Raw genomic sequence first — 26,369 nt, 5'->3', positions numbered from 1 at the left:
ATTGCGCGTGGCCATCTTCCAGCAGATCATTGATCGCAGGTTGTCCGGCAAGAACAAGTCGATTGGCAATCGGGAGCGTTTTCTGCGTCGCTACCGCGGCCAGATCCAGGAGGCGGTGCGCAAGGCGGTGAGCGGCCGCAACATCCGAGAACTGGAGCAAGGCGAGGACGTGACGCTGCCGCGTCGGGATGTGTCGGAACCCTCCTTCGGGCATGCGCGGGGCGGCAACCGCGAATTCGTGCACCCGGGCAATCGCGACTATCTGCGCGGAGACCGTATTGCCCGCCCACCTGGAGGGTCTGGCTCGGGCAGCGGTGATGGTGATGCCAGCGACAGCGGCACGGGTGAAGACGATTTTGTGTTTCGCCTCACGCGCGAAGAGTTCATGCGTGCCTTCTTTGACGATCTGGCCCTGCCCCACCTGATCCGCACCCAACTGGCCGAAGTACCGGAGTGGAAGAGCCACCGCGCCGGATTCAGCAGCGATGGCACGCCCAACAATCTGCACGTGGTGCGCTCCATGCGAGGGGCACTCGCCCGCCGCATCGCATTGGGCGGAGAACCACGCAGGGAGCTGCACAGACTTGAGGCGCATCTGCTGAACCTGCAGAAGCACGAACCCAAGACGCAGGCCCTGAACAGTGAAATCCTCGAAACCGAGGCAGTGATTGAGACACTTCGAAAGAGCATCCGTCATGTGCCATTCATTGATCCCATCGACCTGCGTTACCGCAGCCGTGTCAAGACCCCCATCCCGAGTGCCAAGGCGGTGATGTTCTGCCTGATGGACGTATCGGGTTCGATGGACGAGCCGCGCAAGGACATGTCCAAGCGTTTTTTCATGCTGCTCTATCTGTTTCTGACAAAGCATTACGAAAAGATCGACCTGGTGTTCCTGCGGCATCACACTCAGGCACAGGAAGTGAACGAGGAAGAGTTCTTCCGGGCCACTGAAACAGGTGGCACCGTCGTCTCCAGCGTGCTGTTGCTCATGGATGAGATCATTCGCGCACGTTACCCCAGCGGGGAATGGAACATCTACGGCGCGCAGGCCAGCGATGGCGACAACTGGCATCAGGACAGCGGCCGCTGTCGCGCACTACTGTCTGACAACATCCTCCCGCTGGTTCGCTATTTCGCCTATGTGCAGGTGGCCGAACCAGAACAGAACCTTTGGCAGGAATACTCGCAATTGCTGGCCAGTCGCCGGAACTTCGCCATGCGCAAGGTGAGTGCACCAGAGGACATTTACCCTGTGTTCCGCGATCTCTTCAAAAAGAAAGGGGTCACCGCATGACACAACCTTTGACTGAGCCTCGAGCATACGAACGGTTGCCCAGCCCGTCTGACTGGACCTTTGACCTGATTGAAACCTACCACGCCGAAATCGCAAAGACCGCGCGCGGTTATGGTCTGGATGTGTATCCGAATCAACTGGAGGTGATCACTGCCGAGCAGATGATGGACGCCTACTCCAGCGTTGGCATGCCCATGCTCTACCGCCATTGGTCCTACGGCAAGCAATTCATCAGCACGGAAAAAAATTATCGCCGCGGTCACATGGGCCTGGCCTATGAAATCGTCATCAACTCCGATCCCTGCATCGCCTACCTGATGGAGGAAAACACACTGGCCATGCAGGCACTGGTGATTGCGCACGCGGCCTACGGGCACAACAGCTTCTTCAAGGGCAACTACCTCTTTCGCATGTGGACCGATGCCTCGTCCATCATCGACTATCTGGTCTATGCCCGGCACTACATCGCCGAATGTGAAGAACGCCACGGCATGGAGGCGGTCGAAGAAATCCTCGATTCATGCCACGCCTTGATGAACCACGGCGTCGACCGCTACCGGCGTCCCCAAAAGCGCTCTCTGGCACAGGAGAGTGCACAGCGAGAAGAGCGCGAGAGGCACCTCCAGCAGCAGGTGAACGAGCTGTGGCGAACCTTGCCACGGCGCGAAGGTCAGGCCACGGAGGCCAATGCGTCGAGGCGCTTTCCTGAAGAGCCGCAGGAGAACATTCTTTACTTCATTGAGAAGAATGCCGCCCTGCTCGAGCCCTGGCAACGCGAAGTTGTGCGCATCGTGAGAAAGGTCGCGCAGTACTTTTACCCCCAGCGTCAGACCCAGGTCATGAACGAAGGCTGGGCCACGTTCTGGCATTACACCCTGCTAAACACCATGTACGACCGGGGCCTGCTGGCCGATGGCTTCATGATGGAATGGCTGAGCTCCCACACCAGCGTGATCTTCCAGCCCCCCGTTGGCCATCGTGCCTACAGCGGCATCAACCCCTATGCACTGGGCTTTGCCATGTTCACCGATCTGCGCCGAATCTGCGAGAACCCCTCCGATGAAGACCGCAGGTGGTTCCCCGACATTGCAGGCACTGACTGGCTAAAGACGCTGGACCATGCGATGCGCAATTACAAGGATGAAAGCTTCGTGGGTCAGTTCCTCAGCCCCAAAGTCATGCGCGACTTCCGGTTGTTCGCGATTCACGACGACGAAAAGGCAGTCGAACTCGAGGTGTCAGCCATTCACGACGACAGCGGCTATCGGGCGCTGCGAGAATCGCTTTCCCGCCAGTACGACATCAGTAATCGGGAACCCGATATCCAAGTGTGGAACGTCAATGTTAGGGGTGACCGCTCTCTCAAGCTGCGCCACACCCAGCGCAATGGCATGCCCATGAGCGATGCCACGCCCGAAGTGCTCAAACACGTGGCCCGTCTGTGGGGCTTTGACGTGCATCTGGAAAGCGTGGACATCAATGGCGTTGTGCGCCGAACCTGGCAGGTGCCAGCGCCAGCACATCATCATTGACCCGCTGACACAGAACACGAAAAAGCCCGGAGTCGTGAAACTCCGGGCTCTCTGCGTTTTTGGTCGGCGTGGCGGGATTCGAACTCGAATCCCACCCTAGGATTCATGCGGCCTGCCGCCCGATTTGCTCGATATGTCGCACGTTTGTCGCATGCGCTCTCATCGGGTACGAATAGCCTGGCACCTCACTCGTCATCCGAGTCGTCGTCGGTCTCACCCCTAGCCAGAAGGGCTTCATCCAGCTCGGGCACGTCGCAGACCACATCCACCCGCTCGACCTGCGACACCAGGTCCGTCCACTCTCTCTGGTAGGCCATGGCTGCGTGCTCCCCAGGATTCATGTCCGGGCGGCGCAACCAGCGCCCGTACACCGCTGCGACAAGCCGCCCGTCCAGGTGCCCCATCTGCTCGGCCACCCACTCGGTGGGCTCCCCGGCCGAGACCATCATGCTGGCGTAGGTGTGGCGGCATTGGTACGGATAACGGTAGCGCACCCCTGAGGCCTTCATGGCGTAAATCCAGTGGACTCGCAGTCGCTCGCTGTTTTGCCAACGGTCGTGAATCCGGGGATTCTGAAACACCCACTTGCCCGCATCTCCAGTAATCTTCTTCTGGGCCTTGAGCACCTCGAGTGCAGGCGGCATCAGTTCCACCCATCGAGAGCGGCGTCCCTTGGTGTTGGTGAAACAGTTCTTTGAAAAAGCGAGCCGCACGCAGATGCGGGCCCGCTCAAGGTCCACATCGCACCACCGCAGTGCAATCAGCTCCCCCGTGCGCAGGCCGGACCACATCGCAAACAGGAAAATGTTTCGAATCTGCCCAATCAGTTTCCCGAGGACGGCTGCCCGTTCCTTTGCATCCAGAGGGTCGGCGTGTTTCGCTGCTGACTCGTACTGCGGCAGCAGCGATGTGGGCAATGGTTCGTTGAAGTCCGGTTCGCCCGCGCTGTCGAGCACCACGGCCTTCGCCTTCTTCGGTTTGGTCGGTGCAAGCTCCAGTGCCACATTGCGAGGCACCAGCCCTTCCTCCACGGCAATGTTCAGACAAGCCCGCAAAGGCGTCATGATGTTGCTGATTCGCGAGTCGCTGAGCTTTTTCTCGCGCAGACTGTGGCGGAACTGGATGAGCACGTCCTTGGTGAGCTCATCCGGACGCTTCTCACCCAGTGCCGGCGCGAGCTGTGACGAGATGACCTCCCTGTGGGTGTTCAGGGTGTTTTTGCCGGCGGGATGCTCTTTGGCGTAGCGGTCCAGAAATACAACAAAGAGGTCTCGCATGGTGCGACCGTCCTGCTGCTTCTTCTCGCGTTGCTGCACGAGCGCCTTTTTGACCTTGCGGCTTTCCGGAAAGTGGTGCTCCAGCACAAAACGGTTGTGTGCGATGTCGCGCAGAACCACCTCGCGTTTCGAAACTGCGTCCGCGACGGCTCGCTGGGTCGGGACTCCTTTGATGGACTCCGTGAAACGGCGCCCCTGCCACATGAATTCCAGCTGCACTGCCCTGGAACTTCTGATGGTCACACCGGGTGGAATGGGTTCCAGTGGGGTGCCGTCGAGCCCGATGAAATGGGTGGCACCGACGGGAAGGACGAGCTTGTCGTCCATACGTTTGATGGCTGTAGCCATGACCGCTCCTGCCCGCTTAGGGGCATAGAGCGTCAGGGAGCAAACGTTGCCAAACGCAAGTTAAAAATATGACTGCCTACATACGTATTTGCCGTCAAGAGCCGAGGCCCTTGTGTTTGCAGCAGGCTTCACGGTGGCCTCGGCAGTCATCTGTAATTATATCCAGTAATGTCAGCCGCCGGCCATCCATTCCTGTATACGTGTGAGATTGAACACGATGCGTCCATCTGGCGCCTTGCGCCAGTGAGGACCGCAGACCCAATCCCCGCGGCGGATTTTGGCGCGGATGGCGTCATCGGAGTAGCCGGTGTAGTCGGCCAGCACATTCACCAGGACCCAGCGGTCCGCAACATGACTCATCGTGATTTCTCCTGAAACCACGTCTAGCCATCGTTGTTAAATTCTGAAAACGGCGGCACTTTAGACACCCGGGTGTCAGCCAGGCGGTCCGCCATGAGCCGCTCTCGAGTCTTGCCGTCTCGTCGCGACGACTGAAAGAAGCCGCTCCCCCGGCGCGCCGCACCGCCCTTGGGCGATGCATCCACACCAAGGGCTGACCGCCTGGGCCATGGGACATGCACAGACCCAGGAGGTCGAAAGTCGAGCATCCCTCCCCAGACATCGAGCCGGCGATGCTCTTGATACTTGCATCGCGAATAAGCGCGGGGACTGCGACGGCAGTGCCCGACGTCGCAAACCGCCGGACTCTAAAACGCCAGCCACCTGCATATAACTACGGTGGATATACCGCTGTGCAGTGCACAAGCTGCCAGCGGAGATGGTCTCTGCTGAACCCAACCTGGAACAAACCATGCCATCCCACTCAGTCAAATGCAAACCCAACGATTCCCGCTGCCGCTACTGGGCAAAAATCGTCCGAGCCGAGCAGTCTCTTCCACTTCCGGCAGAGGTCCAGGGTGCCAACGATATTCCCAGCCCCTACCTGCGACGCGGCGAAGAGGAGCTGATGGCTGGCGACGTGCTTTTTGAGGGCGAAGCGAACCATCACCGCCGGACCGACCGGGGCTGGACGTACGCGGTCTCGCTCGCCCTGCCTGACGGCAGGTTTCTGTGCCTGACATCCGGATTCGGCGCACAGAAACTGCTCCTGAAGGAACAGGGAATGGCACCAGAGCAGCTCAAGGGCGCTGGCGACGTGGCGGCGATGGTTCGTATCGCACACGGTATGCGGCTCGGGCTTTCACTCACGGAGGATTGCGCGCCGCAACAAAGCTGACCAGTGAGCGCCAGGAGCAAGGTCACCCTCTAAGAGGCTACACGCATGAGCAGCAGATACCTACGTCAGCCCTTGTGGCCGCCTTTCCCGCACCCGACAAGGTAGGGATGTGACGAGGATTTACACGCAGGTGGCCAGCACTCCGGACAAGGCCAAGCCTGCTTGAGAAAAAGAGCTAAAGATTCTGGTGCGGTCGTCGATATACCCAGTGACGCGCCCTTGATGCCTGAGTCAGTGCCCCGCGTTAGCGGGGATATCTCGAGCCGGTAGTTCTCGACCGAACAGGTCGTTTCTCAGTTACCTGGCTACTGCCACCCCACAACCGAACAGGTTGTTTCTCAGGCACAAGTCGTTTTTACGACTGGTAGGCTCTATTGATGAAGCTCTCGGGCTGAATCCTGCGAAGGCACCCGAGGGCGCGTCACCCTCTTCCCATGGGCACATCATCTCAAGCGATGATGTCTTCATCCGTCCCACCAACCATCGCTGGCCAATCTCCCTGATTGCTCAGTGCTGCGCAAGAGGCGCTGGAATCAAAAATTCGGCCCTTTGCGATTCAGCAAACTACTGGAGCGCACGCCAATCGCGGTCCAGGTCGCACGCGACATCCACTGTCAACCCAGAAGCCGCGCCGCGACCTCTAGCGCATCACGAGCACACAACCAGTCCGGTCGCGGCCGTCCTTTGGCTGTGTCGCATTGAACCACTGCCCGCACCATGGTCTCGGGGATTCCATCGATACCCACCCTGGCTCCAACCAGTCCGCCCACGATGCAGGCGTTGGTGTCTGTGTCACCCCCGCAGGAAAGCACTTGGTGCAGGGCCTGGTGGTACGAGCTCCCACCAAGCAGGTGATGAAACGCATGAGAAAACGCGATGCGCACAAATCCTGCCTGCGGATACGCTGGCGGCAGCTGACCCTGCTCGGCATCATCCAGCCAGGATTGCACCTCTTCGGAATCTGTACCAGCCTGCAGCGTCTGTCTGGCCACCTGCAGTGCTCCAGCAGCATCGCCCAGTGAGAGCAGCAGATGGCGGATGGCCACGACGTAAGCGGCGTTGGCCCATTGGCAGCTGGGATTCGGGTGGGTCAAGCACGCATCCTCCCGGGCGGCTCTCGCGGCCTGTTCCGCCGAAAGCCTCGTTGCCCAGATTCCCAGCGCACTGGCACGCATCAGGGCACCGTTGGCCTTAGATGGCATGTTGTGCGCAGCAGCACTTCGGGACATCCCGTCTGCAAGGCGCCCGGCCATGAGGCAGGACCCACCCAGGGCGGCGCGTGTTGCCATGCCCATGTCGAACGGCCTGCTGGTCACCCAGGCGCGATAGTTCGTGGCCACCTTCTCCCGGGGGTATTCGGGCGCACCTTCAAGGGCTCTGGCCAGGGCCAATGTGAGCTCCCCGTCGTCAGTCACCTGCCCAGGCGCCACCCGCAGCACGCCGCCGCCTTTCATCGCCAGCGCATCCGTGAGTTCGGCCTCTGTGGGTTTTCTGCCGAGAAACTCCAGGCGCGCGCCAGCGGCATCTCCGACCAGAGCACCAAGCAGGCAACCCTGCGCAAGTTTGACCATTTTCTTCATGTCCACGTCTCCCTGAATCTGGTGGTTGTTGGTAGCCGGCTCAGTTATCAAAGGGCGGCAAGTCGGCCGCGTCCTCGGTCATCCACCGGAAAAGTTTTTGCGAGACCACGAAGGTGAGGTCTTCCATGTGTTCCGTGTCGTCAGGCAGGGGTTGGCCTGAGCCGTTGAGCACCCTGTAGCTCCAGCTGTAGCCCGACGAGGTGATGCGCATCAGGATGGCGCCATTGCAGTCTCTCCAGAGGTCGGCGGTTGCTTCGTGGACCCCCGTGACCTCGGTTTCGTATGAACAGCCTGCGCCAGGTACCACGCATCGCCGCAAGCCCCTGGCATTGAAATGCTCCACAGGGACAACATGGATGTCTGGTGCTATGCGGATGGTGTGGCTCATCCGAATAGCGCTTTGTTGTCCGTTACCACAGGTCCGAACGTGTGGGTCGTTCGGTCAAGAACGCGGTAGCCGGTTTCGCTCTTCCTGTTGGTGTTCCACTGATACAGCAGAACCTTGTCGATGTTGTACAAGTCTGCCACACGCTCCATGCGGGCAATGTCGATGGCAGAGGGCATCCTGGCACCACCACCCTTCACCTGGATGAGCATGATGTCGAATACGTCCAGGTGTTTCAGGACTTCGTCCTCAGGCAGTCCAGAAATTTCCCAACGCTTGCGAACGGCCAGGATGTCGACGATGCCCGCAGATTCCCTACCCTTCGCACCGGGAAAGTCCACCCATTGCCAGCGCCCACCGTGCTTTCGCGACTCCCGGATGAGGTGCGCCTTCGCAAGCGTGACAGCGGTTTTTGCAGTGCTGATGGCCTTGTCTGCCGCCAACTGGCCACGGGTACGCTGAGGTGCTGCTGGCTCGATAGCCTCGCTTTCCAGACCTGTTGGAGCAGGTGCAAGCGCGTTGGGAGAGGCAGCAGTTTTCTTCATATCAAGGCTCCTGAACATGGAAGTGATTGGCGTCAAGGGTTGGCTCGCCATCCCAGCGGTAGGCGACCAGGGGACCACCTTTGCCGGCGCTGTAGTCCACGCAAGCAATCCTCTCAGACTGCAAAGCAGGTGCACCAGACAACCAGTAGTGACCAATGAAAACCGGCTTGCGTTGGTCATAAACCGGGCGGGCTTCCTCAGGGACACGGAGGTCCGGCAACGCCATGCGCTCCTGCTCGGGCATGAGGGCAAGCTCCCGGAAACTGCTCCCGCCTTCATCCCACCAGCGGATTCGGACGTTGCGCCGCTCGTGCCCATCCTTGTCCAGGAACATGTGGCCATCGGGCAGCGCCACTTCAATTCCCTTGGTCAGCCCTTCCACGGCCCTGAAAACTGGGTCTTCTCGGCGGCTTGCCCGAACCATCAGCTCTGGAGTCAGGGTTCTGGACGGTCCAAGCAGTGGCTGCAGTTCAACTATGTAGCCATCGTGCCAGCAGGCATGCACCACCCGCAGTTCCGGCAGGTCGAGCCACAGCGGCAGGGTGAGAAACCACTCGATGGCCTCGTCGTGCTGCGCCGTTCCCTCAACCTCGGCGAGGAAGTGGCGGTGTTGGTGACGGTTCCTGGCACCTTGGTCGCCGTGCCTTGGCCGCAGATACTGCAACTCATCCTGAACCTCCGGGTCTGGCATGTTCCAGGCGATGGCGTTGAACTCGTGGTTGCCGAGGATGGCCTGTGCGTCGCCGGACTCGACCATGCTCCAAACAATGCGGTAGGTATCAAGCTGCCGTGGGCCACGGTCGATGTAGTCCCCTACGAAGATGGCGGTGCGGTGTGGGTGCTGGTAGCTACCTGCCCTCTTTCTGTATCCCATTGCCTGCAGAAGGGCCTCCAGCTTGTCGGCCTGCCCGTGTACGTCTCCGATGATGTCAAAGCTCATGGCACCCCTCTTAGTTGCATAATGCCACTATTATGGATTACTTAGTGGCAACACGCAACTATGAGTGAAGATAAAGAGCTGTTTCCGCTGGTGGGGGTAGACGTTGCCCTGTTCAGCGTCGTTGACGAACGCCTGAAGGTGCTTCTGGTCAAGCGGGCCCGTGAGCCCGAAGCCAGGCGATGGGCTCTACCAGGGGGATTGGTGAAGCCTCATCTGGACGCATCGCTCGCTGCCAATGCACGCCGGGTGCTGGCAGACAAGGTGGCCGTAGACCTGCCACACCTTGAGGAAGTCGCAACTTACAGCGGCCCAGACCGGGACCCGCGCGGCTGGTCGGTGATGGTGCTGTTCTATGCCCTGCTGCCGCTGGACAAAATCAACGCCGTGGTGCGCAACAAGGTCGAGGCGGTCGAGTGGGCAGATGCCATAGCCCCTGGGCACCGACTCGCTTTCGACCACACCGAGCAGCTCACTGCTGCGGTCAAGAAACTTCGAGCCAAGGTGGCAGGCGATGCGCTACCGTTACACCTGCTGCCCGAGAAGTTCACGCTTAGTCAGCTCCAGTCGGTGGTGTCCATCATCCTGGGGCACCCGGTGGACAAAAGCTCGTTCCGGCGGCGCCTGAAAGCCTCCACTCAACTGGTGGAGTTGGACGAGTTCGTGCGTGGGGCACAGAGGCCGGCACAGCTGTTCAGGGCGAGTGAGGCGTTCTCTTTCTGAGGGGGCATCATTTTTCGAAATGCCAGATGCATATCTCGACTCTCGCTACCGCCACGAGTGCGCCCACTCCACAAAAGTGAACGTCATCGGGCTAGGCTGGGACAATTTTGGGGCGAACCCACGAACGTTCGACCGGATACCTGGGTACAAGCCTCATACCTGTACCTATGGGACTGATGACAAGCCGACCTCTATCTTCCGCTTCTATGACCACCCATTCGAACTCGGAATCGCCGGGGTCTTGATACTCGGGAAGAAGGTCGACCGCATCTCCAACTTTGAGGAGAACCGAAAAATCACTCATGCCCAGTCCTTGAGTACTCTAGAAGGCAAATTAAACACGCTTTGCCACGTCTGTCGCGTGACACCGGGTGCTTGTTGGTCATAATCAACCATCACATTTGTTTACACCGAGCCAAGCAGGGTGCAAAGGGAAAACGAACATGCCGTCCGAGGGGATGAGAAGAGCTTGCTCACATCTGCACGCAATGCGGCTTTGCTCAATCCGGCGCTCAGGTTAGCAGCACTGCATGGAGTCGTGTCATCCGTTCGACTTCACATCGAGCGCAAAGACCCTTTGGAGGGTCGAGACCTTAACGGCCACACAGCGCTCATGGTTGCAGCGCGCAGGAACCACATTGAAGTGTGCATTTTGCTGCTGCAGGCAGGGGTAGACCCTAACCTTAAAGACAAAGACGGCCAAACAGCATTTGATTTGGCGAAAGCCGCTGGTGCCATCGACACTCAAAAGCTACTTGACCCATTCAACGGTCATCTAGGCGACCAGCAGTCACAGTACGAAGCGCCATCGCAAAAAGAAACTGCCGCCCTCCACCTCGAGACTAGCGCTTCTTCGAGTTGTGATGCACCTGCCGAAAGTAGCCCTGACGAGGATGGCTCGGGGTTGGACTTATGGGTACCCGTTCCTGAGCCTCAGCCACCTGAGCCTGATGTGACTCTGCTTCACCAAATCCAGCAGACACATTCAACAATTACAGAACACACTCCCTTTGACTCTCTCACGACATCTTGGGATGAAGTCGTCGCCTATTTACCAACCGACTTTCATCAGGGAGCTCTGTCGGACGCTACTCGTAGTCAATCGGCGGCGCAGCGTTCTTCAGAAGAAATTCGATGTTCAGGCGTCTACCCAGACCGCAGGAAGTTTGTGCTTCGCTCATTGGTTATTCCCCGCTACGTGGCTGCATGCCTCTAGCCAGCGTTCCACGTCAACCGCGCGCCAGCGCAGGAGCCGCGTCCCGGGAATGACCAACCTGGGTGGTACAGCGCCAGAGTTGCGAACGAGGTCCTTTCGGATGGTTTCGGGGCTGCGCCCGAGGATGCTTGCCAGCTGGTCAAGCGTTAAGAGGTGTAAGGGTGCCATGCGTGTTCCATTTGATTCAAGAAGGACACGCAGCAACGGACCGCGGGTCCGCTGAAGGCTGGTACAGCCCTCAGCAAGACCTATAGCGGGCGGTTTTATTCCTTTACGAGGTCGACGCTTCAGAAACGCAGCGACGACGCCTGTGGGCAGAAGCATCGGTAACCGAACACTCGCTGGTCAACCCTGACTGGAGTGACATCCGTCGGGCGCCATGAAGCGGCTGATGAAAACCAGGGGGCTGGTCCTGTGTCCAACGACCTCAAGGGCTGAAGCGGGAGGTCCGCAGCCATACAGAAACTTGATACTCGGTCAGGACGCTTTCAGCCAGCACCCACTGCAGCTGGTCTGCGCCCGGTCTCAGCACGGCAACCTCCGTGCTGTCTCCGCGCAACCGTACCCCAAAAAACTTGCCGCTTCGCAGCGACAAGGCAGGGGACGCCCAGAGCGTTTGAGTACGCACAGAAGACGGTGCGGGCAATGCGCGAGGACGAGGTTGCTTATGCGGTGGGGTGAGCGTTGCGCTGTCGGGCGTCGCGCTGTCGATAGCAACTGCCGCATTGTTGAAACGAACGTGCATGGTGAACTCCTGAATGCGCAGCCATCAACGGACGCACCTGTGGTGCGTCGTCTGGCTGTATTCAGGAGTGCGTCGAAACCTGACCGACCGCTGTCGGTTGGTGTTTCGAATCCGCTCGGGAATCAGCGCATGTTCAAACCTCGAGAATGAGAGAGCCTTTGAAAGACGGGTTCTCAAACAAAAGTTCTTCGGCTCTCGATACCGCGCCGATGTTGCGACCGTATCCCCGGGGATTCGCAACCACCCGGCACCCCTCCACCGTGTAATCGAACGAGTCATGCACATGCCCGTGGAGCCACAGCTGCGCATGTGGCATGAGCTCGGTGAGGTCGCTTGCAAAAGCGGCGTTCAAGGGGTCCCCTGCATACCTCGGGTGCACCGACCCAGGATGCGGGGCGTGGTGCGTTGCGACAACCGTTACGCCATCAAATGGCGTGGACAACTCTGCAATAAGCCACGCTCGCGACCTCTCGTGCTCGAGCAAGGCATCAGCCGGGGAGAACAGTGAGCCATCTGCATTGCGTATGAGCCGGTGGTCATTCAAGCGTGCCTGGGCGTTGTTCATGTGCGGCTCCTGTGCCTGTGCCCCGAAGAGGCAGTAATCAGTCCACAGCGTGCACCCCAGAATCCTCACCCCATCAAGCATCGCCACGTTGCGTTCAAGAAACTGCACCGAGGTGCCAGCGGAGGCTCTTCTGCATTGCTCGACGACCTCTGCCCATCGGTGTCCATAAGCCTCGTGGTTGCCAGCGAGGTAGACCACTGGCATAGGCCAGTCGGCAAACAGTTCAATCGCCGCCGCGCCTTTGCCTATGTCGCCAGCGAGGACGAGAAGGTCGGCGTCTGGGGCAGGAAGAAGAGTGCGCTGCCCGGGAAACGCGCGAGCAAGGAACTCAAGGTGGAGGTCAGAGGCCAGTTGGATGCGCACAGGAAATCTTCGGTCGATTCAGAGACGATAGATGTTGCCGGAACCGACCAGGGATGGGGTGCATGGCCCTTTGTTCTGTTTGTTATTTCGTGTGCACCACCGGTAGAGGTCCCTTACTCGAGGGACCTGCAAGGAGGGTACCGTGAGTAAATCGGGGTACTGCTATGGGTTGTTTGCACGTCCAAAACCATCAGGAGTCGGGGCGTTTTCCGCGCGGAAAACAGCTGCGCATCAACCAGGTAACAGCCCCTCGTGGTTTGGTCCCACCAAGAAAAATCCCCCCAGCAGATGCAGGGGGGATGGAATCAACGAACCGGTTATGGCCTTTACTGGGTGGTATCTGCAACCTGCACCACGGGCTTCGAAATCTTCGCAGCTTCGAATGCAATAACCACCAGAGTGCCGGTGGGCTTGCCCTCTCTTGAGAGGTAGTAATCGACCTTGAGCTTGCCCGTCACTTTGACGAAGTCGCCCTTCTCCAGATGCGGAATGTGCTCTTTCATGACGTTCACTGAGTACCAAGTGGGCTTGTCGTCTTGCCCACGTTGAGCCTCAGCGACCCTCATTGAGTAAAAAACCCTTCCACTGGTCTTCGAAATCTTTTTCTCAGGCTGGGTAGCCACGTTGCCAAAAAATTGCATTTTTGATTTTCCTTGGTTGCGGCAGCGACAGGCTCGCTGCGTCTCGTATAGCGAACGGTCCTTCGACGGGTTCAGTGCCGAACAGAGTTGTCGGAAAACAGGCGTTTCAGGGTGTGCGTGGGCGGCACCACCGACACCATCACCTCTTCCACCTCTCGGTCTTTGTCAAAGCCAGGAATGGCCTTCATCTGCTGAATCATCTGTACTGCCGCCCACATCTGCGAGAGATGTGTCGCGTCGGTATCCTGCCCCGCAGGTACCACCAGGTCCAACAGGGGTTCGATATCGTGCCGCTTGAACTCGCTGGGGAACACAATGGCTTCGTTCGAACCGCCTCGGGCCAGCATGAAGCACAGCTTTCCTTCGATAGCTCCCCGCATGCTCGAGAGGACGTCGAGGTCCCAAAGAGGGAGCAAAAATCGATGTTGACGCAACAGCATCTGAAGCGTCAGCACCGCATAGACTCCGCCGCTGTTCGAAGTGAAGGCAGAGAGGCGAATACCGAGCTTTGAGGGGTGCAGTTCCCTCGTCACATCGAACAGTGACTCCGTTGCCTCTCCGCAAAGGCTCCAACGTCCTTTTAGCTCCGGCGGAAGCTCATCCCCCCGGGATGTGAATGCGTCAGCCACTTCGTACGGTGCCATGATTCTTGCTTCCGACAGAAAGCTCTTGGTTGGGTCAATCAGGGCTGGGTCGTGTTGCAGGGTCTCGATGGTTTGCATGGTTTTCCTTTTCGCGCTCTAGTGCGCACTGCGTATAGCAACGCCCGTTCAAGGGCGGCGTTCAGTCGCTACGCAGCAAGGGCGAGGCGGGCTGATGCCATGGGCTCATCGAAGGCAAACGTCGATATGGCAGGTAGTTCTCAGGAAGCCAGCCAGAGCACGAGTGACCGTCTCGGCCATCGAGACGAAATTTCGGTAGCCACATCGGGAGCGCTTGAACAATGACGTGGCCAACAGGTACGTCCACCAGCTGTGTCCGTCCATCCCCCAACATCTGCTCGACGGTACAAATGACGCTGAACGCACCTGGTCCACAAGACAGCAGCACCCTGCGCCCCTCGCACAGCGCGTAGCCACTTGACTCGCTGGCCAGGGCGTTCAAGGCGGCGAGCACGCGATGCTCGATACGCGGTGTTCGCGTAAGCACAATCACCCGGCGCAGCCGCTCGCCCAGTCGCGTGTTCCGTCCTATGGCCAATACGAGCGATTTCAGGGAGGAAGCGCGCTGCGCCCCGCGCGCACTGCGGTCTACTTCGAACCATGTCAATCCATCCGACTCGATTGCCACGGCGTCGGGGCGAAGCTCCAGCGTTCTCTGCCCGCGGCTGGACTGAGCCTTGACAGTCAGCAGACCCTGGGGTGCGGCTTGCCCAGAGGATTCAGTCTTTGCGAGAACGAGAAGCAGCTCTTGCTCTGTGTACGCGGTTAGGCCGCGGGCTTCGCAACACAGCGCCAGAAACTGGGCCCAAAGGCGGTGCTCGGGGTTCGTCATATCTGACACGCGACGCACCGAAGCGGTGGCGTCGACGTCGTGTTCAGCGAGCCATACAACCCCTTTACCGGTCAAGCCGTAGACGGTCTGGAACCGGTCTGTCCTGTAACGGCGTAGCAGTTCGTCCTTCACCAACCCGCGCATTGCGCGCTGGGCGGCTGTGAGGGCTGCCTTGAACGGCCGTTCGGGGAAGCAAGCGATTGCTATGTCAATCGTTCGAATCACCCGGAACCGATGCGCCAGAGATAACGCTCGGATGCGGATACGGGTCTGCAGGGAGCCGCTGTGCACCCGGGCTGACAATCCCCGCCTCGGTGGATGCCGCACCTTGAGGGATGGTGATGCAGGCTCCTGCATCACAGGGGTGACGGATGTTGGACCACCGGGACCCCGTGTTGTGGTCACTGTGGTCGGTCCCTTATGGGGCTCTGATGCGCGGCGTTGCACCCTGTGGTCTTGCTTCATGTAGCGCTGCTTCGGGGAGTGGTTTCGGCTGCCGCTCGGACCTGACTTCGCCCATCGAAGTGGTGGCAGCACCTTTTTCCGTGTAGCGAACGACCAATAGGTCGCGCTACCCAGCGGGAGTACCCGGCACACCACGCCAACTCGTGCTTTCGTTGCTGCTCACGGGGGTTGCCAGCACGGCAGACCGAGGGAATGGGGCAGCTGTGTTTTCCCCTCTGTCTGCCTCGTGTGCCGGGGGCACACGTCTGTCAGGTTTTCGTCGCGACGCACACCCAAGGCCTCTGTATCAACGGACCGGCTCCGCCGGTGCAAACCGCCGCCGTCCCGTTGGCGCGCTTTCAAGGCCACTCGTTCTTCGGGGACGGCTTGCGCAGCTGTCCATTCGGCATGCCCTGCTTTCGTGGCTTGCCCCGGACACGACATAGCAGCTGTCCATCGGTCGTGACCTGGGACCCCGGCCACAGTCCAGCGCTGCCAGGCAGCGCTGGCTGCACCAAGGTCGACATGCGCGGGGACGGCGGCGGTTTGCACCGCCGGGCCGGTCCCAGTCGCGAGCAACTGCTTTCCCACAGCTGCCCATCAGGGTCTGACCTTCCCCCGAACACGCTGCAAAGGCTAGGTCCAGGGCGCCGGCTGGACGCCGACCCGTCCGCCTGCTGGTCTTTCGATGCGATGCCGTCCGGTTCCCTCCAGGCAGGTCGTACTGGAAATCGCTCCATCGATGGTTGGGCACCGCCGTCTTGCCGGCACAGGGTTCTGGCGTTGTCGGTCACTGATTCTCGGTCCGAAGGCCATGGGTATGCACACCCGATATCACTGGTGCCTATACGGGTGTCCAACAACCCATCTGGAGAAGAAATGAATCTCAAACGCCGCGGCCTTCGCATCTCGCTCTACCGGAGCATCTGGGTACCCAGGGGACCAGGGGTACCACATGGCTACACGAGACAGAACTTCATCGGCAGCATTGCGGCCGACACGACCGAAGTCTCCGAAGAGCTAGAGCGCGAGTTATCTCCCACAGAGATACGTGAGCTCGACCACAAAGTGATTCAACCCGCTCGCATTGCAAAAGAGGCGGCACTGCGGCAAGCGAAGCTTCGGGAAACGGACCCGGTCTGGCGCCTTGAGGAGGCGCTTCGACTGGTCAATGAAGCTGCCGAATGCAGCTTATCTTCGGCGGTCCCCGAGGCCAGGAAGTCCACATTGAAGTCGGCTTTGGAGAAGGTCATGAGCGTCGGTGCGACCGCTCCCGTCGCAGCACCATCAGAGCCGCTGCGAGAAGCGCTCAAGGCCATCAATGCGGCAAGCCATGCCGTGCGGCAGGGACGCTACGGAAGAGGCCCCAAAAGCGGGTTCAGGAGCACCCCGGTGTTTCGACAATGGACCGAGATTCTTGCTGCTGTGGATGGCAGCGAACAGAGCTTGCTGAGGGCTTTGCAGGACGCCGGCTTCGCCACACGTCGCGCGAGGTGAGGTCCGGCCGAGGCCTTGGAAAGGCGGTTGCTATACGAAGAGCACGGATTGCGTGCTCCTAGGACAACACACATGAAATCGACCGCCTCGAACAACTCGACTGCCCCTGCAACACTCTGCGCCGATGCGCTGGAAAACACCGAGACACGCGAATCTCGCGTTCGTCGCCTATACGCCGCACCCGGTGGCCCACTGATGGGCTGGCTTTTCGATGAAGCCATGACACGTGGGCACTCTCACCAGGAACTGGCGCGCCATCTGAAGGTAACAACTGGCTATCTCTACCAGCTTCGCAACACCATGCGGCAGGTCAGTCACATCAGCCAGGAATTCGCAAGGTCCTGTGCCTGCTACCTGTCCGTCCCCACGGTCGTCGTCATGCTCATCTCCGGCCAAATAAGAATGTCAGATTTCGCCTGGCCAGTCGTGCCCGACGAGGTTCAGGTCGAGCGCGCATTCCAGCGACTCGCGAACGACCCAGTGGTTCGAGTCCTGCTTCCCGAGCATCTTGAGACCTTGAACTTCGAGGCCCGCAGAGCGCTCGTGCTGCTGTACTCCGAGGTGAGCGGACACGACTTCCTCGCGCTACACCAGTTGCCGCAGACAGTTCAGTGGCTCCAGCGGGCCGCGGTGCTGCATGACGAGTCGGAAGCAGAGGCAATACGTGACCACCGCGACGGCGATATCTAAACCCTCACCGGTCTAAGCGTCCCTCATTGAAACAGGCGAGCCAAGTGCTCGCCTGTTTTTTCGATGGAGTCTGCCGTTGTTGCGAACGACGAGCTCGTCTGCCATGGATATGTATTTCGCAGGCATGGAGCACTCGATTGCAAACGGATTCGAGCAGCCGGAAGCTGCAACATCGTTCGCGCCTACGACCTCGGCTAAAGAATTTCGCCAGGCAGCCGATAGCTGGTCTCTGCCCGCAAGCGGTTTAAACACGGGTGCTATACGAGAGGTAGACCCCGCTACATCCCAAGGAAACACATTGTCCATTGAAGAACAAAGCAAGCTTGAAGCCCTGTCCGCCATCGTTGGCCCCTCGTCAACATTCGCGAAAACACTCCACGAACTGCGCAACCGCGGCTGGTCGTTCGTACTAGCAGGAGGCTTTTCTCGACAACCCGTTCGGCTGTCGATTGACTCACACAGCACCCTGCGGCCCGCCGGCTTCAACGTCGCAGTACTTCTGCAGCTCGAAGCGGCGCAAGGCCAGGTCTATCTGACAAAAGACAAGCCCTCCCAGACCGCCATACCCTCCCCACATGGCGAACCCGTCGAGATTCAACTTAACCCGAAGGCTTCCGGAAAAGCGTGGGCTACTGCCATCGAAAAGGCTATCTCTGCTCTCAAATCCTGAGCACTTTGACATTATTCCAGCCCCCTGCCCAGGGGGCTTTTTCTCGTCTGCAGAGTGTTATCCAGCTGATGGCCAAAATCTTTGCAAATCAACGGCTTACGATGACCCCTAGGTGGCCTTCAGGATAAATTGATGGCAGTGGTAGCGGCGCTAGGGAGATAGCGACACTAAGGGTGTCATCTCCGGCCACCCAACTGCAAAAGACATCAGTACTGCCTGGTGATGACGAACCAGCTGGTCCTTGGCCTGCAAAGACGCGGTAGCCAAGAGGCGCTTCAGCGCCGAGATTTTTTTCCTGGCCAGGGCAGTTCGCCAGTCAGCTCCGCCAAGCCCTGGTCTTCGAAGACTCTGGTTCCAAAGCGGGTAGTTTCAACTTCTGGCAGGTCCTCTTCATCGAACCATAGAAGTGCGACCGTCGTGTCGGTCTTTGCGTAGTGGCGCGCTAGCTCCACCATATCCAGCCCTTGGTCCCAGTTCTCAAACCAGACGTCCTGCGCGACTTCGTCTGTATCCGTCTGGCTGACGCCGGCGGCGCGAAGACGGTGTGCCACGGAGCCTGGCGGTATTGGTGACTTAGGCGGTATCCACGCCCGTGCCTTGCGAAGGGCGGTTGACCTTGCCGCATATCTGACCATGCCGCGCTCCATGGTCACGTAGGCGCAAGGCACGTCCGACAGGGTCGCAAATCGCGATGCTGCGGCAGGAAACGAGACCCGAAACTCGGCCGCCATGTGCTCAATGACCTGGGGCAATGGCTCGGAAGTCGGCAGAAGCTGGCGCCACAGCGTGTATGGCATCAAGAGCTCAGCGGCGAAGGTGTCACAGGTCACCTCGTTTGGGTGCCTCTTTGCAAATCCCCAGGCAGGAACCTCTTCATGGCTGGAGCCCAGCCCGAGCTTGATGTGGGCGACTTCGTGGCAGATGGTGAAACGACGGCGCACCAGCGGCTCCAAGGAGTTGACGGTGATGATGTGCTTGCCGTTCGGCAGGGTCATCGTTGTACCGGACTCTCCTTCGCCAAGCTCTTCCTCGATGACCTTTGCATTGGCGGCCTTCAAGTACACGGATAAGTCATCGCGGACATTCGAGATGTCGAGACCCGCGATGAACGAGCGCGCTAGTTGCTGAGCCTCCGCCTCGTCCATTCGCTACTCTTCGTCTTCCTCGAAAGCGCGCCTGACCCGCACAATCAGCGTCGCAGGGTCAGGGCGGGCGTTCCCGCGATGGCGAACGCCGGCAGCCGTGGCAAAGACGTCAACGCTGACGTCTGCCTCGCCCAGCACGTAGCTCACCAAGTCTGGGTCGCAATCAGGGTGGCTCACGAGCCACTTCACTATTTCGGCGTCGCGGTCGCTGGGCTTCAGCACCTTCAGCAACTTGGCGACCAATTCTTCAGACGGCGATGTCTTCTCGCCCGTCTCAAGCCGATGCACGTACGCGTGGTCGACGGTGGATAGCTGCGCCATTTCCCGCAGCGACAGCGTGCGTCGCTCTCGCAGGGTGCGCAGCGCCGTCCCTAAGCCGGTCTGTGCCATCAAAACTCCGTAAAACGCAAAACTCGCAAGCCGAACCCAACGGGGGCTTCCACTTTGTAACCATACTGACTATACTGTTGTCCAGCCAGACAACGGGGCGTCGATTTGCTAGAGTGGGCTCCTGGGCTGGTCCTATTGGGTCGTGTTGTCTGGATAGAACAACACACTCTGCCACAACACGGCCCTTTGAGCAACAATTTCCGGACGTACACGCGATGACTACGCAGCAGCAGTTTTGGGACTTCCTGGCGGAAATCGAACCCTCGCCTTCGACAGTCGGCGCGTGTTCCAGCGCCCACAACACCCTGCGCGAGGTTCTGCGCACTGACGAGAGCTTCTCTGAGCTGCACGTCGAGACGTTCCTGTCGGGCTCGTACAAGCGGGACACCGCCATCCGCCCGCAGAAGATTGACGGCTTCTTGCAGCGCCCGGACGTCGATATCATCGTCGTCACCAGCCACACGGCAGATGTCGACCCGCACGACGTCCTGGACGCGCTTCACCAGGCGCTCATCGACGGCGGCTACAAGGCCCTGAAGGTCAACCGCCGCTCCATCGCTGTGACTCTGGCGACGGTGGACATGGACGTTGTTCCGGTCATTGAGAACGGCGACGCGTACCTTATTCCGGACGTCGAACTCCAGGATTGGCTGGACACGAATCCGCCGGCACACACGAACTGGACGATTCAGGTCAACAGCGATGCTGGTGGCCGCTTTAAGCCACTGGTCAAGCTGGTGAAGTGGTGGCGCCGCTGCCACCTCTCTGACCTGCGCCGGCCGAAGGGCTTCATCCTAGAGTGCTTGGTGGCAGAGCACATGAGCTACACCGAGGCCAACTGGGAAGAGCTGTTTGTACAAACCCTTGAGGCCATCCGTGATGCCTACGCCGGACATGCCTTGTTGGGCACGGTGCCGAACCTGGAGGACCCAGGCGTGCCGGGCAACAACGTGTTCTCGAACGTCACCGTGGAGGAGTTCAAGAAGTTCTACAACAAGGTCAAGGAGCACGCAGGTCTCGCTCGCAAAGCGCTGAACGAAACCGATGACGATGAGGCGCTGAAGCAATGGCGAGTCATCCTCGGGCCTCGCTTCCCTGCATCTGCATCCGTGTCATCGAAGGCCGCGAACAGCTCGCTCCTTCGCCCCGCCGTCGGTGCAGGCCTGATGTTCCCCTCGACGCCCGTCTTTCCTAACAAGCCGGCCGGCTTCGCCTGATGGTGCTTCTCCAGGACCAGCCGCAACGAATGGCCCGCGAGAAGCGGGGCATAGAACAGATTGCCCGCGCTGAGACGTGGCTTAGCTTGGGGAAATGGTCGACATCACCCAAGGGGCTGCAGGTGTCCTTTCGCCTGCCCACCTTCGAGTTCGATGGCTTGCTCGTCTACCCACCACTGTTTCCGAAGGTCCCGGCGTATGTTCGACCGAAGAGCAACGGGGCCTGGAGTAGGCATCAATATGGAAACGGGGTTCTGTGCCTTGAGCGAGGCCCTGACAACTGGGACCCAAGCGTCACCGGCGCGGAGTTGCTACGCAGTGCCTACAAGCTTCTCTTCAGCGAGATGCTTCAGGTTGTCCTGCCCGGCGTAGGGCCCGCACCATCACGGCATAAGTTGACCCTTGGCCAAATCGCCCGCGGCGAGAAGCGCCGATTTTTGGTCACAGGTGAGTTCGCGGAGCAGCTCGAAAACCTGCAGGCTCCGCAGCGGCTTCAACTTCGGGTCGCTCGACGCCAGCTTGACGACGTTGTCGTGAGCGTGCCGGTTGCAGTTGGCCCCGACAACCGAGTACCACTCAAGGATGTGCTCAGCACCGACTCGATTACCAGTGAGGACGGCTGGGTATTTGCCGTGTCCGGACCTGAGCTCAAGACCCTCAGAACCGCCGAATCGCTGAGAGCCATTGCCAACTCGCACGCCCTCAGCCCAGACCGCCTCAATATGAGGACCGTTGTGGCCTGCGACAGCGAGCGCAACGTTCGGGCATATCGCGTTACCGACACCGGAGAACTAACCGAACTGGCTGTCATTGACGCGCGCGATAGCGATACCGACCGACTGCCTCCAGAGTTTGCTCAGCTCGCGAGCAAGCGAATCACAGTCATTGGCGCGGGGTCGCTTGGCAGCAAGATTGCCGTTTCGTTGGCCCGGTCGGGAGTGCGTCAGTTCGTACTGATTGACGCTGACGTCCTCATGCCGCAGAACCTCGTCCGCAACGAACTCGACACTCGACACCTTGGCTTCGCCAAGGTCGCCAGCTTGGCTCAGCGCATAAAGGAAGTGGCGACTGATGCAAAGGTTACGCCCCTCGACTTCGAAGTTGGTGGTCAGGAGAATCCAGAGGTTGCCTCGCTCCTGGCGGATGTCATCTGCCACAGTGACCTTGTGATTGACGCAACCGCAAGCTCCGACGCCTTCGTGACGCTTGCGGCACTATGCGGCGAAAGGGTCTCGCTCGTATGGGGAGAGGTCTTCGCAGGCGGTGTCGGCGCGATGATGGCTAGGAGCCGACCAGGGCGCGACTCTGACCCCCTCGCCACCCGCGCGCACATCTACGGCGTGATGAGTGACATGGCTGACGCGCCGCGCTTCCAGGCGAAGCGTTATGGGCTCGAAACTGATGAGGGCGCGCTTGTTGCAGGGGATACCGAGGTGAGCTCCCTGGCGGCGTCCATGACGGCGTTCGCAATTGATGCCGTCTGCCGCGAAGAGTCTGAATACCCTGTTGGGGCGTACCTCATTGGATTCAAGAAATTCTGGGAGTTTCGGGCCCCCTTTGACACCATTCCCATCGCTTGTCCCCCACCTGTTGCTGCCGTCGAGCTTCCTGAGCTGACTGCTGATGAAGTTGCAGCCCTGGACGAGCTTACCGAGGCTGTACTGGAGACTGCGGGTGCTTCGAGTAACGCTGCCGGCTGACGTGCGCATCGTGCTAGAAGCAGCGCTGAGACGGGCTGGGCACAAAGAGTGCGGCGGCGTGCTGATGGGAGAGCATGTCGGGCCAAACCACTTTGTCGTTCGACGTCTCACTGTGCATCGGCCGGGTGCGGTCGCCTTCTTTGTGCGGCACCTCGGTGGCGTGGTTGGTGCCATCAAGCGCTACTGCCAAGCGCACGGCAACGATTACCAGCGCTTCAACTATCTGGGTGAGTGGCACTCGCATCCGCTATTCAGCGTGCAACCAAGTACGCAAGACCATGCCAGCATGCGCGCGCTTGTCACGGACCGAAGCGTCGGCGCGAACTTCGTGGTCCTGATGGTCGTTCGCCTGAACTCCACTGAGCTCGAAGGTAGCGTTCATACCTACCTGCCTGATGGCAGCGTCCATCCCTCATTCCTTGACCTGGAAGGCTGACGACATGAAGGCTAGTTTGCTTGCGCCTGAATCAACAGGTGGCGATACGGCCCGCGATGGCTTTGGCTATCAGGACGCCTACGTCTTGCAAAACCTTCCCCTTTTTCTCTTCCAACCTGCGTTCAGCCATGTAGTGAGCGAAGCGACGGGTGACGTGGAGATTTGCTACTTCGGCGGCGGCGGTCTGACGGTCCGAACGTTCATCGAAGCCAAGGGAGGTGCCGCACTGTCCTGGGGCGATTTCTGGAAGGAAATCGAGCAGTTCAAGAAGGTCTTCGACACATCACCAGCGGAATTTCCAAGGTTCGTCCTAGTGTGTCGGGACTTCAACTCGAGGACTTCTCCGTTGGTCGAGATGGTGGGACGGGTGCGCGGAGTTGGCCGGTCTTACGACGCGACATCGCCGATGCTAACTGGCTCGCATGAGGAAATCATCGCTTGGGGCATTGAGAAGGGGCTGTCCGAAGAGATGATGACCTTCATCCTCGGTCATGTCGCGTTCGAGACGTATGCTGATGAGAGTGCCCAGTCTGCTTTCCAAGGTGAGTTGACGAAGCACCTGCCGTCGCTGGACTTGCGCAGTAGCGATATCGCCGCCTTCAGGTTGATGTGCCTTGAGTTGGTTTCACGCTCCAGCCGTCAGCCAGTCCATCGAGCTGAAATCGAAGCCGCACTCTCGAAGGTGCTGGGGCGAGATGCGAGCCTATGGGCCCAGACGCCCACGCCGCTGCACCTGGACGGCAGAGTACCCCCGTTTGCATTGGGGCTTGATGCCACAGCATTCAACGGTCCTGGTCGAGATTGCCTGTCCGCCGAGGACTGGTGGAGAGCCCAGGAAAGGCTCGAGGAGATTGGCACGTTCGTCCGACAAAGCCGGCAGCGGGCTGCTGTAGCTCTGTCAGCCAAGCAGCGAATGTCGCTCGCATGCACGCTCGGATTCGTCTTCTCTGCTACACGAGGCTTCATCCTGGATGTCGAGCACAACGGCGGGCGTATGCGCACCGACGACCACTCACAAGGAGTTGAACAGTTTTTCTCTGTTCAGACTGTCCAAGGCGCTGGCGCTGGCGCTGAGGGCGTGGCCACCATTTCCTTCCCTACCGGGATGGCAAACGACGTTACAGCGGGGATTGCCGCCAACCTTGCCAGCGGCCATGCACTGCATCTCGTCAGCGCTCGCGCCGTCGACGGAATCGCCACGATGAATAAGGCTGTAGCTGAGACCAAGGCTGCTCTCGTCTCGTTCCGCAGCCGTCATCGCCTTGAGGTCATTCACTTGTTCATTAAAGGACCATCGCACTTCGCGATGATGCTGGGCCACCGGCTCAATGGCGTCTGCCGCTTGCAGCTGTACGACTGGGTTGCTGGACGCTACGTGCCAACGGCGTTGCTAGGCGATTGAGTCGGCTGACATGAGCCGATGAAGAAGTACCAAGCGCAAAGCGAAGACGCTTGAACGCTTAAACATCTTGAACGACGGACAGTATGTCCATAACGTATTCGTATCGAACAGACTTTCAAGCCGCCCTGCGGACCCACCGGCGTCGCCACAAGGCCTTCCCTGGCAAGGCCAAGCTGGCAGGCACGCTGTGTCTGTCGTCGTCTGGTTAGGTCTTCGCTGTTGTGGGCCGGCTTACCGAAGCCGGCTTCCTCGAGCGCGTGGAGGGGCGCATTGCGCCAACGCGCAAGTTTCTCAGCTACCCGCCAGTGGGTCGCGTGCGCACTGGACTGGCGGAACAAGCCTCGCAGGTCTCCTACGATACCCTGCACACCGATTGCAGGTTCCTTGACCAGGACCACACAAATCGAGCTTCGGGGGTTGGCGACCGCAGCAAATACGGCCCCTGCGGCGAGCGACGATATCCGACCCAGATAGCTGAACTCCATTATGGTCCAACGGTGGTCGAACGACCCGCTTTGTACCGACCCTGACTGCCGCAATGCGGCATAGAGACCTGTGCGATAAACAAGTTTTGTCGCAATTTTGTCGCATACCCGAGACCACTGAGGACCACTCTGCCACTTTTTTCAGCGCTTGTGGGATGGACTCACCCGAATCTGAAGAGGGCCGAAATCTGTTGATTTCATTGGGTTTTTTCGCATTTCGGAGCGAAAAAAACAAAAAAGCCCGGAGTCGTGAAACTCCGGGCTCTCTGCGTTTTTGGTCGGCGTGGCGGGATTCGAACTCGCGACCCCTTGCACCCCATGCAAGTGCGCTACCAGGCTGCGCTACACGCCGACAAGCCATAAATTATAGCCTGCAATATTTGGGTTTCAGACCTGATGTCTGAGGAGTTCGCGAATTTCGAGCAACTCTCTGCGCACCTCATGGACAAGAGAAAACGATGAGCCATTCCTTGCGACCGAGTCCAGCCGATTGTGAAGTTGGGCGGGCAAGACTGCGTCCTCATTTTCTCCACTCCCATTGACCGTCAGTTCGATCACCTCGATAGGCTCGCTGTCGTCGTGTCGACGTTGCTCGCGCTCCGCTTGCACGATTTCCTGCAACTTGTTGCGGGCCCCGCTGATGGTGAAGCCCTGGTCGTACAAAAGCTCACGAATCCGCCGGATCATGAGCACCTCGTGGTGCTGGTAGTAACGGCGATTCCCCCGGCGTTTCATTGGACGCAGTTGGGTGAATTCCTGCTCCCAATACCGAAGCACGTGAGGTTTTACGCCGCACAAATCCCCCACTTCGCCAATAGTGAAATAGCGTTTGGCCGGGATAGATGGGAGCGTTTTTTCCATGAAAATCAAGGCGGTACAGACCGAACCTTGAAATTTACTCTAACAGAGCCCGTCGTGTGCAGAGGCAGGCAAAAATGTCTCGAAAGTGTTGCAAACGGCATGCTCTGCCGTCTTTTCGATGGCACTCACTGTGCTTCCAGAGCGTGCAACCAGTCGTTGGACGCCTTTCGATCCCCATATGCGCCTGAAGCCTATGGATCTACCCTCCGATGACGGCTGTTTGCACCTGCTCCTTGAGCTTCGGACTGGCGTGGAATGTAACCACTCTGCGGGCATCTATCTTCACCGGCTCACCCGTGCGTGGATTGCGCCCCGGACGAGGGGCCTTGGTTCGAATCTGGAAATTCCCGAAACCGGAGATCTTGACGTCATCCCCTTCGACCAAACTGTCCGTCACCAGGTCGAAAAATGCGTCAATCATGTCTTTCGACTCGCGCTTATTCAGCCCGATCTGATCAAACAGCATTTCGGCCAGCTGCGCCTTGGTCAGCGCGGGGGTTTCCAGACTTTCAACAGCTAGCTCCATGCGGGTATCCTCCATCCTCTC

General features: G+C 59.3%; 28 protein-coding genes and 1 tRNA gene. 12 read left to right on the top strand and 17 right to left on the bottom strand.

The annotated features are described in order from the left end of the window. Nucleotides 1–7 precede the first annotated feature (7 nt). Together Q7V46_RS15495 and Q7V46_RS15490 are read left to right on the top strand one after the other, a co-directional pair. The gene (locus tag Q7V46_RS15495) at nt 8–1,297 is read left to right on the top strand and encodes a YeaH/YhbH family protein (protein WP_304914449.1); all 1,290 of its coding nucleotides are present in this window, start codon (nt 8–10) and stop codon (nt 1,295–1,297) included. After that, the gene (locus Q7V46_RS15490; protein ID WP_304914448.1) at nt 1,294–2,829 is read left to right on the top strand and encodes a SpoVR family protein; all 1,536 of its coding nucleotides are present in this window, start codon (nt 1,294–1,296) and stop codon (nt 2,827–2,829) included. Before Q7V46_RS15495 ends, Q7V46_RS15490 begins: the two co-directional genes overlap by 4 nt. A 185-nt stretch (nt 2,830–3,014) precedes the next feature. On the opposite strand, the gene Q7V46_RS15485 is transcribed toward Q7V46_RS15490, so the two are convergent. Continuing rightward, entirely contained in the window at nt 3,015–4,454 is a 1,440-nt protein-coding gene (locus Q7V46_RS15485) for a tyrosine-type recombinase/integrase (protein WP_304914447.1), read from the bottom strand. Between the two features lie 171 nt (nt 4,455–4,625). Then, nucleotides 4,626–4,814, bottom strand: a complete 189-nt coding sequence (locus Q7V46_RS15480) for an AlpA family transcriptional regulator (RefSeq protein WP_304914446.1) — start codon at nt 4,812–4,814, stop codon at nt 4,626–4,628. A gap of 451 nt (nt 4,815–5,265) precedes the next feature. Here Q7V46_RS15480 and Q7V46_RS15475 point away from each other — a divergent pair, with 451 nt between their 5' ends. Next, nucleotides 5,266–5,691: a hypothetical protein gene (locus tag Q7V46_RS15475; RefSeq protein WP_304914445.1), complete on the top strand. Its 426-nt coding sequence runs from the start codon at nt 5,266–5,268 to the stop codon at nt 5,689–5,691. Between the two features lie 614 nt (nt 5,692–6,305). Here the strand turns inward: Q7V46_RS15475 and Q7V46_RS15470 are convergent. From Q7V46_RS15470 to Q7V46_RS15455, 4 genes are read right to left on the bottom strand one after another with little or no spacing between them, the layout of a single operon-like run. Then, the gene (locus Q7V46_RS15470) at nt 6,306–7,271 is read right to left on the bottom strand and encodes an ADP-ribosylglycohydrolase family protein (protein WP_304914444.1); all 966 of its coding nucleotides are present in this window, start codon (nt 7,269–7,271) and stop codon (nt 6,306–6,308) included. 40 nt (nt 7,272–7,311) lie between these two features. Next, nucleotides 7,312–7,659 carry a hypothetical protein gene (locus Q7V46_RS15465; protein WP_304914443.1) on the bottom strand — a complete coding sequence of 116 codons (348 nt, stop codon included), beginning with the start codon at nt 7,657–7,659 and terminating at the stop codon, nt 7,312–7,314. Beyond that, complete coding sequence (locus Q7V46_RS15460) at nt 7,656–8,201, bottom strand: hypothetical protein (RefSeq protein WP_304914442.1); 546 nt, start codon at nt 8,199–8,201, stop codon at nt 7,656–7,658. Before Q7V46_RS15460 ends, Q7V46_RS15465 begins: the two co-directional genes overlap by 4 nt. A 1-nt stretch (nt 8,202) precedes the next feature. Continuing rightward, on the bottom strand, nt 8,203–9,141 hold the full coding sequence (locus Q7V46_RS15455; protein ID WP_304914441.1) for a metallophosphoesterase: 939 nt from the start codon (nt 9,139–9,141) through the stop codon (nt 8,203–8,205). A 60-nt stretch (nt 9,142–9,201) separates the two neighbouring features. Between Q7V46_RS15455 and Q7V46_RS15450 the strand changes: the two genes are divergently transcribed. Both Q7V46_RS15450 and Q7V46_RS15445 read left to right on the top strand, forming a co-directional pair. Next, entirely contained in the window at nt 9,202–9,861 is a 660-nt protein-coding gene (locus Q7V46_RS15450) for an NUDIX domain-containing protein (RefSeq protein ID WP_304914440.1), read from the top strand. 469 nt (nt 9,862–10,330) lie between these two features. Then, nucleotides 10,331–11,077, top strand: a complete 747-nt coding sequence (locus tag Q7V46_RS15445; protein ID WP_304914439.1) for an ankyrin repeat domain-containing protein — start codon at nt 10,331–10,333, stop codon at nt 11,075–11,077. On the opposite strand, the gene Q7V46_RS15440 is transcribed toward Q7V46_RS15445, so the two are convergent. The 6 genes from Q7V46_RS15440 to Q7V46_RS15415 form a co-directional block, all read right to left on the bottom strand. Then, nucleotides 11,039–11,245: an AlpA family transcriptional regulator gene (locus Q7V46_RS15440; protein ID WP_304914438.1), complete on the bottom strand. Its 207-nt coding sequence runs from the start codon at nt 11,243–11,245 to the stop codon at nt 11,039–11,041. The two genes, Q7V46_RS15445 and Q7V46_RS15440, sit on opposite strands and share 39 nt — an antisense overlap. A 259-nt stretch (nt 11,246–11,504) precedes the next feature. After that, nucleotides 11,505–11,822: a hypothetical protein gene (locus Q7V46_RS15435; protein WP_304914437.1), complete on the bottom strand. Its 318-nt coding sequence runs from the start codon at nt 11,820–11,822 to the stop codon at nt 11,505–11,507. 133 nt (nt 11,823–11,955) lie between these two features. After that, entirely contained in the window at nt 11,956–12,750 is a 795-nt protein-coding gene (locus Q7V46_RS15430; RefSeq protein WP_304914436.1) for a metallophosphoesterase, read from the bottom strand. Nucleotides 12,751–13,076: 326 nt separating this feature from the next. After that, nucleotides 13,077–13,391 (bottom strand): single-stranded DNA-binding protein, encoded by a 315-nt coding sequence (locus Q7V46_RS15425; RefSeq protein ID WP_304914435.1) that lies wholly within the window; start codon nt 13,389–13,391, stop codon nt 13,077–13,079. A 71-nt stretch (nt 13,392–13,462) separates the two neighbouring features. After that, nucleotides 13,463–14,113, bottom strand: a complete 651-nt coding sequence (locus Q7V46_RS15420; protein WP_304914434.1) for a hypothetical protein — start codon at nt 14,111–14,113, stop codon at nt 13,463–13,465. A 61-nt stretch (nt 14,114–14,174) separates the two neighbouring features. Continuing rightward, on the bottom strand, nt 14,175–15,017 hold the full coding sequence (locus tag Q7V46_RS15415) for a DNA-binding protein (protein ID WP_304914433.1): 843 nt from the start codon (nt 15,015–15,017) through the stop codon (nt 14,175–14,177). Nucleotides 15,018–16,208: 1,191 nt separating this feature from the next. On the opposite strand from Q7V46_RS15415, the gene Q7V46_RS15410 reads away from it, so the two are divergent. The 3 genes from Q7V46_RS15410 (at nt 16,209) to Q7V46_RS15400 (ending at nt 18,186) form a co-directional block, all read left to right on the top strand. Continuing rightward, complete coding sequence (locus Q7V46_RS15410; protein WP_304914432.1) at nt 16,209–16,826, top strand: hypothetical protein; 618 nt, start codon at nt 16,209–16,211, stop codon at nt 16,824–16,826. A gap of 72 nt (nt 16,827–16,898) precedes the next feature. Next, nucleotides 16,899–17,516, top strand: coding sequence for a hypothetical protein (locus Q7V46_RS15405; protein ID WP_304914431.1), 618 nt, complete (start codon nt 16,899–16,901; stop codon nt 17,514–17,516). A 103-nt stretch (nt 17,517–17,619) separates the two neighbouring features. Next, a complete protein-coding gene (locus Q7V46_RS15400; RefSeq protein ID WP_304914430.1) occupies nt 17,620–18,186 on the top strand; it encodes a hypothetical protein in 567 nt (188 codons plus the stop codon). Between the two features lie 275 nt (nt 18,187–18,461). Here Q7V46_RS15400 and Q7V46_RS15395 read toward each other — a convergent pair whose 3' ends face one another. Then, nucleotides 18,462–19,331, bottom strand: a complete 870-nt coding sequence (locus tag Q7V46_RS15395) for an ImmA/IrrE family metallo-endopeptidase (RefSeq protein WP_304914429.1) — start codon at nt 19,329–19,331, stop codon at nt 18,462–18,464. A 3-nt stretch (nt 19,332–19,334) separates the two neighbouring features. After that, nucleotides 19,335–19,721, bottom strand: coding sequence for a helix-turn-helix transcriptional regulator (locus tag Q7V46_RS15390; RefSeq protein ID WP_304914428.1), 387 nt, complete (start codon nt 19,719–19,721; stop codon nt 19,335–19,337). A gap of 215 nt (nt 19,722–19,936) precedes the next feature. On the opposite strand from Q7V46_RS15390, the gene Q7V46_RS15385 reads away from it, so the two are divergent. From Q7V46_RS15385 to Q7V46_RS15370, 4 genes are read left to right on the top strand one after another with little or no spacing between them, the layout of a single operon-like run. Then, entirely contained in the window at nt 19,937–20,938 is a 1,002-nt protein-coding gene (locus Q7V46_RS15385) for a hypothetical protein (RefSeq protein WP_304914427.1), read from the top strand. Continuing rightward, a complete protein-coding gene (locus Q7V46_RS15380) occupies nt 20,938–22,638 on the top strand; it encodes a ThiF family adenylyltransferase (protein WP_304914426.1) in 1,701 nt (566 codons plus the stop codon). The genes Q7V46_RS15385 and Q7V46_RS15380 overlap by 1 nt, the downstream gene beginning before the upstream one ends. A gap of 1 nt (nt 22,639) precedes the next feature. Further along, complete coding sequence (locus Q7V46_RS15375) at nt 22,640–23,074, top strand: Mov34/MPN/PAD-1 family protein (protein WP_304914425.1); 435 nt, start codon at nt 22,640–22,642, stop codon at nt 23,072–23,074. A 4-nt stretch (nt 23,075–23,078) separates the two neighbouring features. After that, nucleotides 23,079–24,476, top strand: a complete 1,398-nt coding sequence (locus Q7V46_RS15370; protein ID WP_304914424.1) for a dsDNA nuclease domain-containing protein — start codon at nt 23,079–23,081, stop codon at nt 24,474–24,476. A gap of 760 nt (nt 24,477–25,236) precedes the next feature. Here the strand turns inward: Q7V46_RS15370 and Q7V46_RS15365 are convergent. The 3 genes from Q7V46_RS15365 to Q7V46_RS15355 form a co-directional block, all read right to left on the bottom strand. Further along, nucleotides 25,237–25,313: transfer RNA gene (locus tag Q7V46_RS15365), tRNA-Pro, on the bottom strand. Nucleotides 25,314–25,348: 35 nt separating this feature from the next. Next, nucleotides 25,349–25,822, bottom strand: a complete 474-nt coding sequence (locus tag Q7V46_RS15360) for a MerR family transcriptional regulator (protein ID WP_304914423.1) — start codon at nt 25,820–25,822, stop codon at nt 25,349–25,351. A gap of 199 nt (nt 25,823–26,021) precedes the next feature. Then, entirely contained in the window at nt 26,022–26,348 is a 327-nt protein-coding gene (locus Q7V46_RS15355; RefSeq protein ID WP_304914422.1) for an integration host factor subunit alpha, read from the bottom strand. Between the last annotated feature and the right edge of the window lie 21 nt (nt 26,349–26,369).

This window comes from Hydrogenophaga sp. (assembly GCF_030651625.1).
Classification (GTDB): Bacteria; Pseudomonadota; Gammaproteobacteria; order Burkholderiales; family Burkholderiaceae_C; genus Hydrogenophaga.
Note: the sequence above shows the minus strand (reverse complement) of the source record. Positions and strands in the feature narration are given on the sequence as shown.

Bases quoted from the DNA above. Each gene is read 5' to 3' on its own strand.
- Q7V46_RS15490 (WP_304914448.1), top strand. From the start codon at position 1,294: ATGACACAACCTTTGACTGAGCCTCGAGCATACGAACGGTTGCCCAGC.
- Q7V46_RS15485 (WP_304914447.1), bottom strand. From the start codon at position 4,454: ATGGCTACAGCCATCAAACGTATGGACGACAAGCTCGTCCTTCCCGTC.
- Q7V46_RS15480 (WP_304914446.1), bottom strand. From the start codon at position 4,814: ATGAGTCATGTTGCGGACCGCTGGGTCCTGGTGAATGTGCTGGCCGAC.
- Q7V46_RS15475 (WP_304914445.1), top strand. From the start codon at position 5,266: ATGCCATCCCACTCAGTCAAATGCAAACCCAACGATTCCCGCTGCCGC.
- Q7V46_RS15470 (WP_304914444.1), bottom strand. From the start codon at position 7,271: ATGAAGAAAATGGTCAAACTTGCGCAGGGTTGCCTGCTTGGTGCTCTG.
- Q7V46_RS15465 (WP_304914443.1), bottom strand. From the start codon at position 7,659: ATGAGCCACACCATCCGCATAGCACCAGACATCCATGTTGTCCCTGTG.
- Q7V46_RS15460 (WP_304914442.1), bottom strand. From the start codon at position 8,201: ATGAAGAAAACTGCTGCCTCTCCCAACGCGCTTGCACCTGCTCCAACA.
- Q7V46_RS15455 (WP_304914441.1), bottom strand. From the start codon at position 9,141: ATGAGCTTTGACATCATCGGAGACGTACACGGGCAGGCCGACAAGCTG.
- Q7V46_RS15450 (WP_304914440.1), top strand. From the start codon at position 9,202: ATGAGTGAAGATAAAGAGCTGTTTCCGCTGGTGGGGGTAGACGTTGCC.
- Q7V46_RS15440 (WP_304914438.1), bottom strand. From the start codon at position 11,245: ATGGCACCCTTACACCTCTTAACGCTTGACCAGCTGGCAAGCATCCTC.
- Q7V46_RS15435 (WP_304914437.1), bottom strand. From the start codon at position 11,822: ATGCACGTTCGTTTCAACAATGCGGCAGTTGCTATCGACAGCGCGACG.
- Q7V46_RS15425 (WP_304914435.1), bottom strand. From the start codon at position 13,391: ATGCAATTTTTTGGCAACGTGGCTACCCAGCCTGAGAAAAAGATTTCG.
- Q7V46_RS15420 (WP_304914434.1), bottom strand. From the start codon at position 14,113: ATGCAAACCATCGAGACCCTGCAACACGACCCAGCCCTGATTGACCCA.
- Q7V46_RS15410 (WP_304914432.1), top strand. From the start codon at position 16,209: ATGAATCTCAAACGCCGCGGCCTTCGCATCTCGCTCTACCGGAGCATC.
- Q7V46_RS15405 (WP_304914431.1), top strand. From the start codon at position 16,899: ATGAAATCGACCGCCTCGAACAACTCGACTGCCCCTGCAACACTCTGC.
- Q7V46_RS15400 (WP_304914430.1), top strand. From the start codon at position 17,620: ATGGATATGTATTTCGCAGGCATGGAGCACTCGATTGCAAACGGATTC.
- Q7V46_RS15395 (WP_304914429.1), bottom strand. From the start codon at position 19,331: ATGGACGAGGCGGAGGCTCAGCAACTAGCGCGCTCGTTCATCGCGGGT.
- Q7V46_RS15390 (WP_304914428.1), bottom strand. From the start codon at position 19,721: ATGGCACAGACCGGCTTAGGGACGGCGCTGCGCACCCTGCGAGAGCGA.
- Q7V46_RS15385 (WP_304914427.1), top strand. From the start codon at position 19,937: ATGACTACGCAGCAGCAGTTTTGGGACTTCCTGGCGGAAATCGAACCC.
- Q7V46_RS15380 (WP_304914426.1), top strand. From the start codon at position 20,938: ATGGTGCTTCTCCAGGACCAGCCGCAACGAATGGCCCGCGAGAAGCGG.
- Q7V46_RS15370 (WP_304914424.1), top strand. From the start codon at position 23,079: ATGAAGGCTAGTTTGCTTGCGCCTGAATCAACAGGTGGCGATACGGCC.
- Q7V46_RS15360 (WP_304914423.1), bottom strand. From the start codon at position 25,822: ATGGAAAAAACGCTCCCATCTATCCCGGCCAAACGCTATTTCACTATT.
- Q7V46_RS15355 (WP_304914422.1), bottom strand. From the start codon at position 26,348: ATGGAGCTAGCTGTTGAAAGTCTGGAAACCCCCGCGCTGACCAAGGCG.